This window comes from Paenibacillus daejeonensis DSM 15491, from assembly GCF_000378385.1.
GTDB lineage: Bacteria > Bacillota > Bacilli > Paenibacillales > Paenibacillaceae > Paenibacillus_D > Paenibacillus_D daejeonensis.
This window is the reverse complement of the sequence record NZ_KB899661.1, coordinates 346915-363017: the sequence shown is the minus strand read 5'-3', so window position 1 is coordinate 363017 and position 16103 is coordinate 346915. Positions and strand designations below refer to the sequence as shown.

Below are 16103 nucleotides of genomic sequence, written 5' to 3'. Positions count from 1 at the left end.
CTTGGATCGAGCAAAAGTGGGCGTGCGGGTGCAACCAGAGGTAAAAGGTTACTTGGATCGAGCGGAAGTGGGCGTGCGGGTGCAATCAGAGGTAAAAGGTTACTTGGATCGAGCAAAAGTGGGCGTGAGGGTGTAACCAGGGGTAAAAAGTTACTTGGATCGAGCAAAAGTGGGCGTGCGGGTGTAACCAGGGGTAAAAAGTTACTTGGATCGAGCAAAAGTGGGCGTGCGGGTCAACCAGAGGTAAAAGGTTACTTGGATCGAGCGGAAGTGGGCCTGCGGGTGCAATCAGAGGTAAAAGGTTACTTGGATCGATTGAAAGTCGGCGTGCGGGTGCAACCAGAGGTAAAAAGTTACTTGGATCGAGCAAAAGTCGACGTGCGGGTGCAACCAGGGATAAAAAGTTACTTTGGCCGTGTGGCTCTTAGGGTGTACCTTTCTCTCTCTGCAGCACCTTGGTCGCGGGGCGGTCTGCTCTAAGGCAAATATCTTTCGTGGGAGCGCTAGCAGCTGGGTCGTAGCTGTCTCTAAGGCAAATTTCTTTCGTTGGAGCGCTGGCAGCTGGGTCGTAGCTGTCTCTAAGGCAAGTTTCTTTCGTTGGAGCGCCGGTAGCTGGGTCGTATCCATCTCTAAGGCAAGTTTCTTTCGTTGGAGCGCTGGTAGCTGCGTCGTAGCTGTCTCTAAGGCAAATTTCTTTCGTTGGAGCGCTGGCAGCTGCGTCAGAGCCATCTCTAAGGCAAGTTTCTTTCGTTAGAGCGCGATCAGCCGCGACGGAGCCACCTCTAAGTAAACTATCTATACTTGCAGCCCTCGCCGAGGACGTCGTAGCCACCTCTAAGTAAACTATCTATACTTGCAGCCCTCGCCGAGGCCGCCGCAGTCACCTCTAAGTAAACTATCTATACTTGCAGTCACCGCCGAGGCCGCCGCAGCCGCCTCTAAATAAACTATCTATACTTGCAGCCCCCGCCGCAGCCGCCGCAGTCACCTCTAAGTAAACGATCTATACTTGCAGCCCCCGCCGCAGCCAGCGCAGCCACCTCCAAGTAAACTATCTATACTTGCAGCCCCCGCCGAGGCCATCGCAGTCACCTCTAAGTAAACTATCTATACTTGCAGCCCCCGACACAGCCTGCTCAGCCACCTCTAAAACACCGTTGTCCTCTGCAGCGCCTTGATCTCGGGAGCCGCCTGCTTTAACGCACCATTCCTCTATAGCACCGCCATAGCACCGCCGCCCCAAGCTACTTTTTCTTTTTGGTTGACAGCCTACGAAAGAACACTATATAATTCTCAATAGACTTGACGATGATAATCATTATCACAGTGGTGCGAACACAGAAACATAGAAGTTCGAACGCAGAGACACAGTCTGGAGAACAAAAAAGACACAGTAACGCGTGTAAAGAAGCTCCAGAGACACACAGACAAAGAGAGAGAAACCATTTTAACTCAAGAAAGGGTATGAACATGAACTTTCAACAATCCAGCAAGTCGCTTAAAATGCTCCTGATGCTTATTGCCATTATGCTCGTCCTCGCTGCTTGCGGCGGTCAATCGAATGAGCCTGCACCTGCAGACCCGCCTGCCGAGACAGAGACCAATACGAACGCGAACGGTAATGCCGCCAACGACACCACCGGCGCTGCAGATGCCGACACTACCGAGTACCCTATCGTCATCAAGCACGCACTTGGAGAAGCTACACTTGAGAGCAAGCCTGAGCGTATCGTTACGATTCAATGGGCCAACCATGACGTAGCGCTTGCTATGGGCGTCGTGCCTGTAGGCTTCTCTGCTGCCAACTTCGGCGTACAAGATGACAGCGGACTGCTGCCTTGGACCAAGGAGAAGCTCGATGAGCTGGGCGTAACCGACCCTAACGTCTTCATGGACACCGACGGTCTGGACTTTGAAGCAATCAATGATGCGAATCCCGACGTCATTCTCGCTGCCTACTCTGGTATTTCTGCAGAAGACTACGAGACCCTGTCCCAGATCGCGCCTACCGTAGCGTATCCGGTATCCCCGTGGACGACAACGTGGCGCGAACAGGTTCAGCTGAATGCAGCAGGCATGGGCATGGCTGAAGAAGGCGACCAGTTGATCAAGGAAACGGAAGAGATGCTTCAGGAGAAACTGGCTGACTATCCACAGCTGGATGGCAAAAAGGTCGTCTGGGTAAACTTCAGCGCTGACGATTTGTCCAAGCTGCACATCTATACGCCAGTGGATTCCCGCGTAGCCTTCCTGCAGGAACTTGGACTTGAGATTCCAGAGAGTATCTCTGCGCAGATCACTGATCCGACAGCATACTCCCTGCAGCTGAGTGCAGAGAACGCTGAAAATCTGTTTGACGCCGACCTGATCGTTGGTTACGGCAATGCCGCATTGCTTGAAACGCTGCAAGCCGATTCCCTGCTGGGCAAGATTCCTGCGATTGAAAAAGGCGCCGTTGCCTTCATCGACAGTGATTCCCCACTGGTAGCTGCAGGAACACCAAACCCGCTCTCCATTGCTTACACCATCGATGAGTATCTGGAGATGCTCGGAGAGGCGATCAACAAATCAAATGAATAATCGGACGGTCCCGCCATACGCGGTTCACCGGACCTTTCCTCTCATTCTAGCCATCTGTCTGCTTCTGCTTGTTGGTTGTGTGGTAGCCTCGCTAACGCTGGGCTCCCGCGTCACCAGCTTGCAGGAGCTGATGGACGGCTTGTTCCGTCCAGAGGCGGATAGCTATGGGGCGAACATTGTCCGGAAGCGAATCTCACGGACCGTCTTTAGTCTGTTGTGCGGGGCGGCCCTTGGTGTGTCCGGTGCGCTCATGCAATCGGTGACGCGCAACCCGCTTGCCGATCCCAGTATCTTGGGCGTGAATACCGGGGCAGCCTTGTTTGTCGTTCTCGGGATGGCTTTTCTGCAAATTAATTCTCCTGGCCAATCCATCTGGCTGGCCATGGCGGGAGCTGCACTTACCGCAGTCTTCGTCTTCGGCATCGGATCGCTGGGACGAGGCGGGGCTACCCCAATCAAGCTTGTACTTGCAGGGGCCGCGACCAGCGCCGCGTTGTCCTCGCTGGTGACGGCCGTACTGATTCCCCGCTCGCATGTCATGGATCAATTCCGGTTCTGGCAGGTTGGGAGTGTTGGTGCGGGAAGCTGGGGTGCGGTGACCACGTTTCTGCCGTTTCTCATTGTTGGTTTGAGCATCGGATTCCTGGCATCCCCCGCGCTCAATGCGCTTGCGCTCGGCGATGACACGGCCAAGGGACTTGGCGTCCGGACCAAGACGATTCGGCTCACGGCCTCCCTCGCTGGCGTCCTGTTGTGCGGCGCAGCCACCGCTCTGGCGGGACCGATTGGTTTTATCGGCCTGCTGGCCACGCATGCCGTCCGCTTGTTGATTGGTCCGGATCTGCGCGTAGTCATTCCGCTGTCTGCGTTGGCGGGTGCTATAATACTAACCTTCTCGGATGTGGCGGGACGGCTCATCGGCAGCCCTGGAGAACTGGAGGTGGGCGTCGTGACGGCCTTTATCGGTGCCCCCATTCTTATCCTGCTAGCCATTAAATCGAAAGTGCGTTCACTATGAAAAATGACACGATAGCTATAATTAAACAAGGACGTCGACAGCGCCGCCGCCGCTGGCTCTTGGCCACGAGCCTGCTCGGAGCGCTTGCCCTTGCCCTGTGCTGCGCGATGCTACTGCTTGGCAATACCATCTATCCGGCACACGTCATCTGGCGTGTCCTGATGGGCGAGACCGTGGAAGGGGCCTCGTTTGCTGTGAATACGGTCCGTTTGCCGAGAATGGTTGCTGGTTTATTCGCCGGTTTTGCCTTCGGCGTGGCGGGATACACCTTCCAGACAATGCTGCGCAACCCGCTTGCCAACCCTAACGTCATGGGGATAACGTCGGGCTCCAGCGCTGCCGCTGTATTCTGCATTACGGTGCTTCAAGCCAATAACTCGGTGATCTCTATTGCCTCCGTCGTTGCCGGGCTAGCGACCGTTACGGTGATCTACCTGCTCTCGCGGGGCAAGACCTTCTCCATCGGGAGGCTTATCATTGTCGGCATCGGCATCCAGGCGATGCTTGACGCCTTCATTTCATACCTGCTGCTGACAACCTCACAGCAGAACATCCCAGCCGCCATCCGATGGCTGGCAGGCAGTCTCAACGGCTCCAAGCTATCCGAGCTGCCGCCGCTTATCATTGCCGTGCTGGTGCTTACGCCCATTCTTGTCATCATGGGTAAACGCCTTAGCCTGCTAGAGCTGGGCGAGCAGATGTCCACGACGCTGGGTGTACGTACGGATCAGACCCGCCTTATTCTGATCCTGAGTTCAGTAACAATGATCGCCATCGCCACCTCGATTACAGGCCCGATCGCCTTTGTATCCTTCTTGGCGGGGCCGATAGCGAAGCGGTTAGTAGGCACCAGCTTGTCGGGGCTTCTGCCGGCAGGTCTGGTCGGGGTAGTCCTCGTACTAGGGGCTGACCTGATCGGGCAATTTGCCTTCACCTACAAGTACCCTGTAGGCGTCATTACCGGATTGCTGGGCGCGCCTTACCTGATCCTCTTGCTTGTCCGAATGAATCGAAAAGGAGAATTGTGATGAAACCTGCACATCAATTTTGCGCCGACAAGCTGGTCTCTGGTTACGAGGGCAAGACGATTATTCATGGTGTAGATCTTGCGATTCCGAGCAACCAGATCAGTGTTCTGATCGGCTCCAATGGCTGCGGCAAATCCACTCTCCTCAAGACATTAGCCAAGCTGATCAAGCCCGCATCCGGCAGCATTACCCTCGATGGCAAGCCCATTGGCAAAATCCCGCCCAAACAGCTGGCGCGGACCGTAGGCTTGCTTCCCCAATCGCCGATTGTGCCGGAGGGGATAACGGTGGCGGACCTGATCGGCAGAGGGCGGTTTCCCCACCAATCCATGCTGGGGGGATGGAGCAAGAGGGACTATGAGGCCGTCGGGGAGGCGATGGACCTGATGCGCATTACTGAATTCGCCAATGTCCCGATGGATGAGCTGTCCGGCGGTCAACGCCAGCGGGTGTGGATTGCCATGGCGCTGGCGCAGGAAACCGACATTCTGTTTCTGGACGAACCGACGACCTTTCTGGATATCGCATATCAGGTGGAGATCCTCGACCTGCTGACCGATATCAACCGCAAGCAGGGCACGACCATCGTTATGGTGCTGCACGACATCAACTTGTCTGCCCGGTACGCCGATTACATCTATGCGCTTCAGGAGGGCAAGCTTGTCGCCGAAGGCCCGCCGCAGCAGGTAATTACGAGCCAGCTGATCCAGGATGTGTTTGGATTGGAGTGCACGGTCATCGATGACCCGGTTTCTGGCTCGCCGTGCGTCATCCCGATTGGGCGGCATCATATGAGAGAACCTGTATTGAGCAGGTAAACGAAATCCGGTACTTTGCTGCCTCCCGCAGTAGGACCGGATTTTTGCTGTTTATCGAGCGGAGCATATTTTCAAATCCTTTCCAGTGTGAGAAAATTTAATGACTACTTCGTCATCTACGGGGAGGGTAACAAGCCATGCAAACGATACAAACCATGCCTATAGATCCTGAGCTTCAGCAAGAGGCCAGCAGCCGTGCGATCGAGCTGGCTGCCGGACAGTGTACAGTCATCCAGTGTAACCATGAGGTCGGTCGCTCGCTCGTGCTCTCCTTCGTCGGCAAGGACAAGGACACGCTCTGCCGTGTGTACTACAAAGGCGAGCAGCTGACGCTTACGAATCAGGCTACCGCCAGACAGACGGGGCTGTGCGCCCTGGACGAAGGACAATACCAGCGGCTCAAGGTTAGAGAATACCTTGCGTTCTGGGCAGAGCTATATGGGTGCCGTCCGCCGCTGAAGGAACTAATGGAGCGATTCGGACTGGCACAGAAGGCGCAAGTGCGGATATCCCGCCTGAGCCCCTCCGAGCAGCGGCTGCTTGGCTTCGCCAGAAGTCTGCTCCATGATCCTGAGCTGATCATCTGGGAAGAACCGGAGCAGCAACTGGACCTGGGCAGCAGTATGATCGTTCGGCGGATGATTGCAGAGTTGATCGCCCGGGGCAAGACGTTGCTGATCACCTGTTCCACGCTAGAGCAATCGCTGTCCATCTCGAGCCGCATCTTCCGGCTGTCAGATAACCGCTTTGTGCCGGTCTCCGTCCAAGAGACAGCCGAGCCGGAGGAAGCGGAGCTCCCTGGTACCGAGGCGCTGGAAGAGGCGGTCGCCGAACAGGGAACAGCACCACTGACGAGCCAGACGGCACTGCCGCTGCCGGCCAGGCTTATGGTGAAAACCGAGGACAAGTATCTTTTCATCGATCCGCTTGATATTTATGTGGTCGAGAGCAATGAGGGCCAGACCCATCTATATACCAAGCTTGGCAGCTTCGTCTGTGCCTGGACGCTAGCAGAGCTGGAGGTCAAGCTGCAGCCGTACCGTTTTTTTCGCTGTCACCGCTCGTATATTGTGAACCTGGCCGCCATCACGGAGCTTATTGTATGGAGCCGCAACAGCTACAGTCTGGTGCTGGGTGATGAACAACACTCCCGAATCCCGCTAGCCAAGAGCAAGATGGAGGAGTTGAAGGTGCTCATCGAGCTCTAGTAACTGTTTCTTTTACCCTCCAAAAGGCTGAATTCAGCCCTTCCAGTACTCCATTCAAGGCGAATAAGCGGTTATTCGTCTGTTTTCTCTGTAATCTCGAATGGAGCCAATGCGCCAAACAGTCAAGGGAAGGTGAGGAACATGCAGTCTATTATCGAGGTGGAGCATCTCGAGAAGCGCTACAACAAGAAACAGGCGCTGAAGCAAATCAGCTTTCAGGTCAGACCGGGAGAAATCTTCGGCTTCCTCGGTCCCAGCGGGTCCGGCAAGACGACCACGGTCAAGATTCTGACCTCTCAGCTCAGGCATTCGTCAGGCCATGTCCAGGTGCTGGGCGACGATCCCAATCGAAGTCGGCATGCCGGGTTTCTGAGCAAGATCGGTGTGCTGACGGACAATAGCGGACTGTATGAGCGGCTGAGCGTACATGATAATTTGATCTTGTTCTGTCGGTTGTATGGCGTGCCGGACCGGCGTATCGACGAGGTGCTGGAGGCCATGAATCTGTCCGATGACAGGCATACGCAGGTCGGCAAGCTCTCCAAGGGCATGAAGCAGCGGGTGACGCTGGGACGGGCGATTCTTCATGAACCAGCCATCCTGTTCCTGGATGAACCCACGTCCGCTCTGGATCCCGTTAATGGCGGCCGGATCCGGGAGACACTGCGGGAGATGAACAGACGGGGGACGACGATTTTTTTGACGACGCACAATATGGAAGAGGCCGAGGAGCTCTGTGATCGGGTGGCGTTTCTAAATCACGGCGAGATCTCGGCGCTGGATACTCCGCAGGCCTTGCGGTTGCAACACGGGGACCGTTCGATTACGGTGACGACGGCACACGGCAAGCAGGTCGTACAGCCGAATGCGGAGGGAGCGGAGTATATTCGGGAGCTGATGCGCCGCGGGGAACTGCTCGCTATCCATTCCAATGAACCGACGCTGGGTGATATTTTCGTGACATTGACGGGGAGGGGCTTACAATGAACTTCTCTATGCGCCGATTCCGGGCGATGGTAACCAAAGAGTGGAAGGATGCCACCCGGAATCCGCAGATCCTCCTCAATGCAGGGATGCCGATTCTGCTGGCTGTGCTCTTTGGTCAGAGGGGCTTCGAGCCCGGCGATCTTGCTTATTTGTCTATGCCTGTGCTCATAGCCATCTCCGTCACGGGGGCCTTCGTGCAGGCCAACATGATTGCTGAAGAGAAGGAGAAGCATACGCTGCGTGCGCTCATGCTCTCACCGGCCTCCAAGCTGGAGGTGCTAGCTGGCAAAAGCGCGACGACATCGTTGTTTGCTCTGATCGTCTGTGCCATCTGCGTGCTCGTATCCGGCATTCCTCCTGTTCATTTGGGTTACGTGCTACTGCTATCCTTTTTGCTGCTGCTTATTTTCATGGCGCTGGGCACCATCATCGGTCTGATCGCCCGGACGGCATCGGAATCGTCCATTGTCGGGCTGCCTATCCTGCTGGTGTTTGTGTTCGGTCCAATCTTTGTACCGGATTTTGATCTGCCTGCACTCATGGAGTTCGTACACTGGCTGCCATCCTATCAGTTTGTGCTGGCCTTTACCGAGCTCCTTCAGGACGGAGGACTTCGGCAAATTGCGGGTTATCTGTTCTATCTGCTGGCCTGGGCGGCAGGTACGGGCGTGCTGAGCTTGCTGATCTACAGCCGCAAACGGTTCGACAAGTAGCCAAATGGAGGGATACGAATGAATAATAAAGTCGTGAAGAACATCGTTATTGGTGTGGTCGTGCTGGCCGTGGCCCTCATCGTTCGGAAGTTCTGGCTACCTGATGGAATCTTGGGGCTATTCGAATAAAAAAACGGGGCTGTCCAAAAAGTCAGTGAAAGCTGATCGGTGGACGGCCCCTCACTTCTGTACCTAAGGCTCCAGTCGCGCCAACCCACCCATATAAGGCTGCAACGCCTGCGGAATCCGGATCGAGCCATCCTCCAGCTGGTGGTTCTCCAGCAAAGGGATAAGAATGCGAGGCGTAGCAATGGCAGTGTTGTTCAGCGTGTGGCAGTAATGGGTCCTGCCCGCTGCATCCCGGTAGCGGATGTTCGAGCGCCGGGCCTGAAAATCCAGCAGATTGGACGAGGAATGCGTCTCGCCATACGCCTGCCGGCTCGGCATCCAGGCCTCAATGTCCCACTGCTTATACGTCTTCTGGGACATATCCCCGGTGCATACGGCCAGGATGCGATAGGGGAGCTCCAAGAGCGACAGGATTTCTTCGGCATGGGCCGTGATTTCCTGGAAGAGCTGCTCGGATGCCTCAAGACTACCCTCGCAGAGGATGACTTGCTCGACCTTGGCGAACTGATGCACCCGGTAGAGGCCATGAACATCCTTGCCCGCCGAGCCCACTTCATTGCGGAAGCAAGACGACACGGTGGCCAGCCGGATGGGCTCAGTTACGTCTACAATCTCATCATGATAATACGAGACAAGCGGAACCTCGGAGGTGCCGACCAGCCACTTGTCTTCATCCACCATCCGATATGTCTGGTCCTGGCTCAGCGGGAAGTGCGCGGTATTAAGCAGAGCCTCCGTCCTCACCATGAGCGGAACCTCAAGCAAGGTGAATCCTTTTCGCAGCAGGACGTCCAGAGCAAGCTGTTGCACAGCGCGGTGCAAGAGAGCACCAGCTCCAGCAAGATAGTAATTCCGACTGCCAGCTGTGCGCACGCCCCGAGGAATATCGATGATCTTGTGGAGCTCGCCTAGCGTGACATGGTCCTTCGGGTCAAACGCAAATGCCGGCAACTCACCCACTTGTTTAATCTCCACATTGTCTTGATCCGATGCTCCTGTGGGTGTATCCGGTGATACGACGTTGGGCACGCGCAGCATGAGTTGGTTATAGTAGTCTTCGACTTCGGTATAAGCCGTTTCCAGCTCACTTAATTGGGAATTAATCTCCCTGACCTGGTGTTTGTGTAGCTCGGCTATCTCTTGCTCCTTGTTCCGCAGCAGCCCACTGATTTCCTGACTGAGCCGGTTGCGCTCTTGGCGCAGCTGCTCCAACTGGTGAAGCAGCGCCCGGCGTCTGTCATCGTATTCCAGTAATTCAGAGACCGAGATAGCAATCCCCTTTTGCTCCGCGATTGTCTGCACAACCGCTTGATGCTGCCTAATCCATTTGATGTCCAGCATGGCACCCTACTCCTTTTCATGAGAATACAAAAAGCGCTCTCGTCCAGATTGGGACGAAGAGCGCTATTCTCGCGGTGCCACCCAAATTGACCAGACAGCGTCTGATCCACTTAGTTCCGCGGTAACGGGCGGTGCCGGCTAACTTAGGGAGATGGATGATCTCCTTGACGAAAACGCCTCCGAGTTGGATTCTCTTCATCGGCCTGGTGTCTTTATTCTGATCAGTATAGCGTAATTGGCTCGTTTTATACAAGGGCAGAGGGAGAATATTTTACTTTCTCCCCTCAAGACAGTAGGATTAATATATAGATGTTTTGGTACCTTCGCAGGTTTAAGTGGAAAGGAACGTGACGAATGGTCAATCCGGTTTTATTGAGGCGTCTGATAACCATTGGCTTGGTGCTTATCGCAGGCGTGCTGGTGTACTTTTATTTCTCGGCGTTGTTGCCGCTGCTGCTTGCTGTACTGACAGCGTTGATCTTTGAGCCGCTTGTCCGCTGGCTGCAGAAACGACTGAAGACGGAGAAGAGGCTGCTTCCCGTGACGATTGTCTTCACCACCTTCTGTGTCGTTGCGGCCCTCACCTTCTATGTCGTCTTAACCCGTGTCATCAATATGATCTATCAGTGGTCGTTCAACATTCCGCAATATGCGAGGACCATTCAGCAGTTCGTGGATGAGAAGATCGTCCAGTTCAATGAATTTGTGGACCAGATTCCACAAGGGGAAATGATTACGGCAGAAATTGAGAGCAGAGCTGCTGGTCTGACGGAGACAGCCGCAGAGTTCACGGCACAGCTGATCGGCTGGATTGGCACCTGGCTGCAGTCCATTCCCAATACGTTGCTGGTTACCTTGATCTATTTGATTACGTTCTTCCTGATCAGCATGGATCTGCCGCGGCTGTTGAACTTGTTCTTCGGCGCCTTCAAGGCAGACACCTCCAGCAAGCTGGAGTTCGTGTTCCAGCGGATGGGCAAGGTATTCTTGGGCTACTGGAAAGCTCAGTTCATCATGAGTATCGGCATACTCATTGTGACCTATATTGCGCTGCTGTTCATCTCTCCGAGCGCTGCCTTAATCATGGCGATCATTATCTGGGCAGTGGATATCATTCCACTCTACGTCGGGCCTGCTCTAGTGCTTGTTCCCTGGGCGGTTCTGGAGATGATTATGGGCAACACGAGCGCCGGCATTCAGCTAATTATTCTTGCACTGGTCTTGCTGGTGCTGCGTCGGATTATTGAGCCCAAAGTGCTGGGCCACTCCATTGGCCTCAATGCACTGCCTACGGTCTTGTCGATGTATGTGGGCTATGTTTTCTTCGGCATGACAGGCTTGATCCTGGGACCATTTGTGTATATGGCTTTCCGCTCGGCCAAGGAATCGGGATTGTTCGATTTTTATCTTAAAACCAAAAAAGTATAAGTCTCCTGCCGTCTCTACGATGAATGAACGACATGGAATGCAACCATTCCCATCCTTGGGTCGTTTAGTAAGTAGGACATACATCTCAGGAGGACGGTATGAGACGATTTACAATGATGGGCTTAGCCTTTGTCATGCTGATGGGCAGTTTCATGCTGCTGGCGCCGACTCAGGCTCTCGCATGCAGCTGCGTGGAGCGGCTGGACCCAGAGGCAGAATTGGCGCGTGCGGACGCGGTGTTTGTAGGGACTATAGTGAAGAGCAAACCGCAACGTCAACAGGAAGGGATGACAGGCCCGATCGTAAACCGGCAGGCTAATTTGTTTGAGGTGCAGTCAAGCTGGAAGGGTGTTGAGCAGAGCCAGCAGATCGTCTATGATACTGCGTATCTTTCTTCGTGCGGGATGAATCTCATGGAAGATGCGACTTATCTGGTCTACGCACTGGAGATTGACGGTGAGCTCGTCACCAGTTTCTGCAGCCGTACAGTGGGTATCGAGCAAGCCGAGGAGGATCTGGCTGCGCTCGGACCGGGCTATACTTCATTTGATAAGGTCAACCTGAGCGGCCAGATGCGGTGGATCACAGACAAGGATTACGACAAGTTAATCGTTGGCGGTGGCCTCCTTCTCCTGGTAGCCATTCTTGTTCTTCGGATGGTTCGGTACAGGAACCGCAGTTAGGACAGCAATCGCTTGCGGTAGCTGCTTGGCGATTGACCACTGCGTGACCGGAATAGCCGATTGAAATGCGTGTAGTTGGCAAAGCCGCACTGCTCGGCAATTTCCTGCAGGCTGGAGCCGCTGACCAGCATTTGCTCCTTGGCCATCCCTAGCCGGACATCAATGGCGTAGTCCATGATGGTCTGGCCGTATATCTGACGAAACAGCTGCGAGGCTCTCGAGATGCCCAATCCCGCAGCTCGCGCCGCCTCCTGCAGCTTGAAGGGCTCAGCGGCGTGCCGTTCCACGAACGATTTGATCAAGGATGCAGAGCGGCGCTGGTAGACATCGCCGCTCTGATCATCTCCCGCTTGACGCTGCAGATGAAGCAACAGGCTTCTCGCCAGCCCGTCGAGAATCGCCGGATGGGCATCATTGACCCGGCGGCGCTCTTGCACGAGCGTTTTACATAACGATACACTCGTTACATCCGCCCCGGTATGCAGCTTCGTACGTTCCCCCAGCGAGCCCCAATATGCGGCCATCCAACCATCCGGCCGAATGCCAAAAAAGTAATCTCCACTCGAACCATGCTCAGACGGCTCCTGTAAAATATGCAGCTGATAGCTATCCCCCGGCTTGCAGAGCAACAAATCCCCCGGACCCAGTTCATACCTCGTGTCGTTCACGAAGGCGTGACAATGCCCCTCCACCTGCAACCTCACCAAATATACCTGATGCACACTGCTGGAATGAAAAGGCTTCGTATGTCTTGAGTATCCGGCGCTGACTACCAGTAGCATGGGATCGCCTCCTTATATATGAGTATCTTGTATCCATTGTACTTGGTATGCGTGCTTAGGGATAGAAATATCGGAAGATAGGTCAACAAAATCGGAAATCCGGTCAACGACAATGAGAACGCTTAAGCGGTATACTTGAACTCGAACGCAAGATACGGAGGCGCTGTTCGCGGTAGGCAGTATCGCCTGTGGAACGGCAAATAGATCAAGGAATGACTTAGCCTGAAGGAGGACACAAGAGCATGGGTAAAACATTGAGATTGGGGATTGTGGGCACGGGGAGTATCTTTACGACTGCGCATTTGCAGCCGCTGCTGGACCATCCGGAGGTCGAAATTGTTGCAGTATGTGACATTAAGCCGGGGAGGGCTGCGGAGGTCGCCGAGGCGAATGGTATTACAGGCGTCTATGAGGATTACAACGAAATGATAGCTCAGGAGGAACTGGATGCGATCGACATCTGTACCTCGAATCTATACCACTCCAAGGTTGCGGTGGCTGCGCTTCAGGCGGGTCTGCACGTCTTCTGTGAGAAGCCGGACGCGATTAATCCAGATGAAGCACAAGCGATGGCAGACGCAGCGGCAGCGAGCGGCAAGGTGCTCATGACGATGCGCAACAACCGCTTCACGCCGGCGGCACAGTATATTAAACGCTACATTGAGAATGGTCTAATGGGCGAAATCTATACGGGCCGCTGCGGCTGGCTTCGTCGGCGCGGCATCCCGGGCAAGGGCGGCTGGTTCACGACCAAGGAGCTATCCGGCGGCGGACCGCTGATCGATCTGGGCGTACATTTTATCGACCTCGCAGTCTGGCTGATGGGCAATCCCAAGCCGGTTGCAGTGTCAGGGGCGACGTACACCAAGTTCGCAGAGGATGAGCTGACCGATTCCGTCCATAGCAACTTCGGTGACCGTGTTAGCGGCAGTGAAGCAGTCTTCGACGTAGAAGACTTGGCCACGGGCTTTATCCGCTTTGAAAATGGCGCCACGCTGCAGCTGGAATTCAGCTGGGCCTCCAATGTAGCCGAGGAAATGAACTTCGTAGAGCTGCGCGGCACCAAGTCGGGCTTCAGTCTGAAGCGCGGTGAGCTGGAGGTGTTCACCGAGACGGCCGGTCAACTGACAAATCTGAAGCCAGCATTTAAGGGGCAGCCGTTGCCCGCGCATGGCGAGCACCTCAAGCATTTTATCGATGTTGTGCAACAGCGGGCCGAACCGATCAATCTGCCGGAGCATGGCGTGGATATGATTAAGATTCTCTCTGCCATTTATGAATCTGCCGCCTTGGGGCGTGAGATTCGGCTCAATGACTAACGATATGTACAACACAGGGCACCGGGCTTGCATATGGCGAGCCCAGTGCCCTTTTTGCGTTGGTGAGTGGTAGAATGAATCTAACGAAAGAGTTAGTCTTCCCGATATAACACCATACCCGCATGGTACAAGACGTCATCAACAAAATCCCCATCGGCCGTAAAGCCGGTGTCATCTACATATTCGATGTGGTCGCCCGTAATCGTGTAACTGCCCTGGTACGCACTTTTGCGGTCGCCGCGCGCTTCATCATAACGTCCATTCGGGAGCAACTCGTGCCGGATATAGCCATCCGCTGTAACCCACATGCCGACATAGGGATGGGGGTCGGGATGAACATTTGTCATGGAATCCACTCCTTTCCCAGAGGGTGTTTCAGGATTGCAGGCCTGTAGGGCCCAAGGACCAGCGAGCACAACAAGTAATGCAAATGAAATCCATTTGGCCATCTTGCTTACCCCTCCTGTACAATAGGTATAGCTCTATTATGACGAGGCCTATTAGCTGTCGGTAGCCCAATGATTCAGAATTCTTGCCTAATTGTCCAAAAGGAGGATGCAGCGTGCAGCAAACATTCAATGACCTGATCAAGCAAGACGTTAAACCCTTTCTTCTCGAGCATGGCTTTGTCAGGAAGGGGTTGAATTTTTATCGAAGCACAGATGCACTTACTTACATCATCAACATTCAGAAGTCTTCGGGGAATACAGTGGACAGGGTGATGTTCTATGTTAACTGCGGCATTTACAGTCCCGAGCTGGCGACAATTCAGGGCAAAACCATCCAGAGTCCGCCAACAGAAGTGGAGTGTCATTTCCGGTCCCGTATAGAGAGCATTGCAACATCGATGCCGGCCCGGTTCGAACTCACTGAGGATATAGATGTGGAAATCATCCGACAGACGCTGCGGGACGGTTTGGAGGAGGTTATCCGCTTCTTTGAACAGATGACAAACGCCAGATCAATCGTGGATTACTACCGCACCCTGCCGGCACTACATATGAGCGAGGAGGGCCTGCACTTACTGCTGCAATCCGGAGCGATCGAGGAGGCCAGAACCTATGTAGCGGCTTTGCGGGATAAGCATGGGGAAGAGAATCGGTGGTCGATCTTTGAGGCGAAATACCAGGCGATATTTGATGAATATGGGGAAGCTTTAGGGGCGGAGTAGGAGGCTTGATCTCCAATTAGTTAGGCCTTTACCCAGCATAACCATACGGCAGCCGCCATCACCAGTAGACCTGATCTAGCAAGGATGGCTGCTTGCCGTGTATGATACAATCCTTTCTCCGATACAGTCATGAGAAAACCCCCCTCAACACATTGTGCTCTCATTGTACTAAGGGGGTGGATGGCGCGTATTGACTTAAGTCAAGAAGAACAATTATATGTCAAGTTAGCAGCTATGGACCGTAGTATGATCATCCCTCCAGTGAGTTGTTGATCTCCTGAATTAGGTCATAATTATAGACAATATCGTCCTGGATTTGGTTGTAGAGCTCTTGCCTGTATTCCACAGAATCTCGCCATTCCTCCGGGTCTTCAATCTCCCTCATCTCATCCATCAACGCGCTTAGATAGAGCCAGCTTCGATAACCCTCTCGCGTAGTCTCCGCTTGCCAATACTCTTCTTCCGTCATGCCCTTGCGCTCTAGTGTTTGAGCCATTACTTCAATGGCCATTGCCTGTTGCTCGTCAGATGGATCGATTTCCTCTAACATTTTTCGCTGATGAGCGATTTGTTCATCGACGTCTTCTTCAGGTATTGTGATACCCTTCCGAATTGCTTTTTCGGCAACCAACTTGGGGGTAATCAAATTTTCGATGATTTTTTCATCACTCAATTGTATGAAAGGATCCTCTGGCGAAGCAACACCTACCGAAACTAACATGCGACGATTTTCTTTGGACTCCCTAAACTCCTCTTGCTCCACCGCGACCCCTTTGACCTGAGCCACCGCCGTGGGACTCATTTGATTGCCCATGAAATGAGTTGCTACGAAGGCACCGGCCACCACGCAAACCACCAGAATCGATAGGAGCCATATTCGTTGTTTCATCTCGCTGTT

General features: G+C 54.1%; 15 protein-coding genes. 11 read left to right on the top strand and 4 right to left on the bottom strand.

All coding sequences use genetic code 11. The features are described from left to right. The first annotated feature begins 1470 nt into the window (after positions 1-1470). From F556_RS0112675 to F556_RS0112645, 7 genes are all read left to right on the top strand, one after another. Positions 1471-2580 (top strand): iron-siderophore ABC transporter substrate-binding protein, encoded by a 1110-nt coding sequence (locus F556_RS0112675; protein ID WP_020617334.1) that lies wholly within the window; start codon positions 1471-1473, stop codon positions 2578-2580. Further along, entirely contained in the window at positions 2573-3598 is a 1026-nt protein-coding gene (locus F556_RS0112670) for a FecCD family ABC transporter permease (RefSeq protein ID WP_020617333.1), read from the top strand. The genes F556_RS0112675 and F556_RS0112670 overlap by 8 nt, the downstream gene beginning before the upstream one ends. Then, positions 3595-4626, top strand: coding sequence for a FecCD family ABC transporter permease (locus tag F556_RS0112665; RefSeq protein WP_026297267.1), 1032 nt, complete (start codon positions 3595-3597; stop codon positions 4624-4626). Before F556_RS0112670 ends, F556_RS0112665 begins: the two co-directional genes overlap by 4 nt. After that, complete coding sequence (locus F556_RS0112660) at positions 4626-5444, top strand: ABC transporter ATP-binding protein (RefSeq protein ID WP_020617331.1); 819 nt, start codon at positions 4626-4628, stop codon at positions 5442-5444. Before F556_RS0112665 ends, F556_RS0112660 begins: the two co-directional genes overlap by 1 nt. Before the next feature lie 137 nt (positions 5445-5581). Further along, the gene (locus tag F556_RS0112655) at positions 5582-6652 is read left to right on the top strand and encodes a LytTR family transcriptional regulator DNA-binding domain-containing protein (RefSeq protein WP_020617330.1); all 1071 of its coding nucleotides are present in this window, start codon (positions 5582-5584) and stop codon (positions 6650-6652) included. A 141-nt stretch (positions 6653-6793) separates the two neighbouring features. Further along, positions 6794-7639 carry an ABC transporter ATP-binding protein gene (locus F556_RS0112650; protein WP_020617329.1) on the top strand — a complete coding sequence of 282 codons (846 nt, stop codon included), beginning with the start codon at positions 6794-6796 and terminating at the stop codon, positions 7637-7639. After that, entirely contained in the window at positions 7636-8352 is a 717-nt protein-coding gene (locus tag F556_RS0112645) for an ABC transporter permease (RefSeq protein ID WP_020617328.1), read from the top strand. Before F556_RS0112650 ends, F556_RS0112645 begins: the two co-directional genes overlap by 4 nt. 192 nt (positions 8353-8544) lie before the next feature. Here the strand turns inward: F556_RS0112645 and serS are convergent, their stop codons facing one another. Beyond that, positions 8545-9822, bottom strand: coding sequence for a serine--tRNA ligase (gene serS, locus F556_RS0112635; RefSeq protein WP_020617326.1), 1278 nt, complete (start codon positions 9820-9822; stop codon positions 8545-8547). A 354-nt stretch (positions 9823-10176) separates the two neighbouring features. Between serS and ytvI the strand changes: the two genes are divergently transcribed. After that, positions 10177-11250 (top strand): sporulation integral membrane protein YtvI, encoded by a 1074-nt coding sequence (ytvI, locus tag F556_RS0112630; protein WP_020617325.1) that lies wholly within the window; start codon positions 10177-10179, stop codon positions 11248-11250. 98 nt (positions 11251-11348) lie between these two features. Further along, entirely contained in the window at positions 11349-11933 is a 585-nt protein-coding gene (locus F556_RS36250; RefSeq protein ID WP_020617324.1) for a hypothetical protein, read from the top strand. Here F556_RS36250 and F556_RS0112620 read toward each other — a convergent pair. Beyond that, a complete protein-coding gene (locus F556_RS0112620; RefSeq protein ID WP_020617323.1) occupies positions 11930-12715 on the bottom strand; it encodes an AraC family transcriptional regulator in 786 nt (261 codons plus the stop codon). The genes F556_RS36250 and F556_RS0112620 overlap by 4 nt on opposite strands. Before the next feature lie 242 nt (positions 12716-12957). On the opposite strand from F556_RS0112620, the gene F556_RS0112615 reads away from it, so the two are divergent. Beyond that, positions 12958-14034 (top strand): Gfo/Idh/MocA family protein, encoded by a 1077-nt coding sequence (locus F556_RS0112615; RefSeq protein ID WP_020617322.1) that lies wholly within the window; start codon positions 12958-12960, stop codon positions 14032-14034. Positions 14035-14126: 92 nt separating this feature from the next. Here F556_RS0112615 and F556_RS0112610 read toward each other — a convergent pair whose 3' ends face one another. Next, positions 14127-14381, bottom strand: a complete 255-nt coding sequence (locus F556_RS0112610) for an Atu4866 domain-containing protein (protein ID WP_026297266.1) — start codon at positions 14379-14381, stop codon at positions 14127-14129. Between the two features lie 215 nt (positions 14382-14596). Here F556_RS0112610 and F556_RS0112605 point away from each other — a divergent pair, with 215 nt between their 5' ends. Next, positions 14597-15205 (top strand): DUF4304 domain-containing protein, encoded by a 609-nt coding sequence (locus F556_RS0112605; protein ID WP_020617320.1) that lies wholly within the window; start codon positions 14597-14599, stop codon positions 15203-15205. 250 nt (positions 15206-15455) lie between these two features. On the opposite strand, the gene F556_RS0112600 is transcribed toward F556_RS0112605, so the two are convergent. Further along, positions 15456-16094 carry a SurA N-terminal domain-containing protein gene (locus tag F556_RS0112600; protein WP_020617319.1) on the bottom strand — a complete coding sequence of 213 codons (639 nt, stop codon included), beginning with the start codon at positions 16092-16094 and terminating at the stop codon, positions 15456-15458. Positions 16095-16103 lie beyond the last annotated feature (9 nt).

Coding starts and splice junctions, on each gene's coding strand:
- F556_RS0112660 (WP_020617331.1), top strand. CDS start 4,626: ATGAAACCTGCACATCAATTTTGCGCCGACAAGCTGGTCTCTGGTTAC.
- F556_RS0112620 (WP_020617323.1), bottom strand. CDS start 12,715: ATGCTACTGGTAGTCAGCGCCGGATACTCAAGACATACGAAGCCTTTT.
- F556_RS0112615 (WP_020617322.1), top strand. CDS start 12,958: ATGGGTAAAACATTGAGATTGGGGATTGTGGGCACGGGGAGTATCTTT.
- F556_RS0112670 (WP_020617333.1), top strand. CDS start 2,573: ATGAATAATCGGACGGTCCCGCCATACGCGGTTCACCGGACCTTTCCT.
- F556_RS0112655 (WP_020617330.1), top strand. CDS start 5,582: ATGCAAACGATACAAACCATGCCTATAGATCCTGAGCTTCAGCAAGAG.
- serS (WP_020617326.1), bottom strand. CDS start 9,822: ATGCTGGACATCAAATGGATTAGGCAGCATCAAGCGGTTGTGCAGACA.
- F556_RS36250 (WP_020617324.1), top strand. CDS start 11,349: ATGAGACGATTTACAATGATGGGCTTAGCCTTTGTCATGCTGATGGGC.
- F556_RS0112675 (WP_020617334.1), top strand. CDS start 1,471: ATGAACTTTCAACAATCCAGCAAGTCGCTTAAAATGCTCCTGATGCTT.
- ytvI (WP_020617325.1), top strand. CDS start 10,177: ATGGTCAATCCGGTTTTATTGAGGCGTCTGATAACCATTGGCTTGGTG.
- F556_RS0112645 (WP_020617328.1), top strand. CDS start 7,636: ATGAACTTCTCTATGCGCCGATTCCGGGCGATGGTAACCAAAGAGTGG.
- F556_RS0112600 (WP_020617319.1), bottom strand. CDS start 16,094: ATGAAACAACGAATATGGCTCCTATCGATTCTGGTGGTTTGCGTGGTG.
- F556_RS0112610 (WP_026297266.1), bottom strand. CDS start 14,381: ATGACAAATGTTCATCCCGACCCCCATCCCTATGTCGGCATGTGGGTT.
- F556_RS0112650 (WP_020617329.1), top strand. CDS start 6,794: ATGCAGTCTATTATCGAGGTGGAGCATCTCGAGAAGCGCTACAACAAG.
- F556_RS0112665 (WP_026297267.1), top strand. CDS start 3,595: ATGAAAAATGACACGATAGCTATAATTAAACAAGGACGTCGACAGCGC.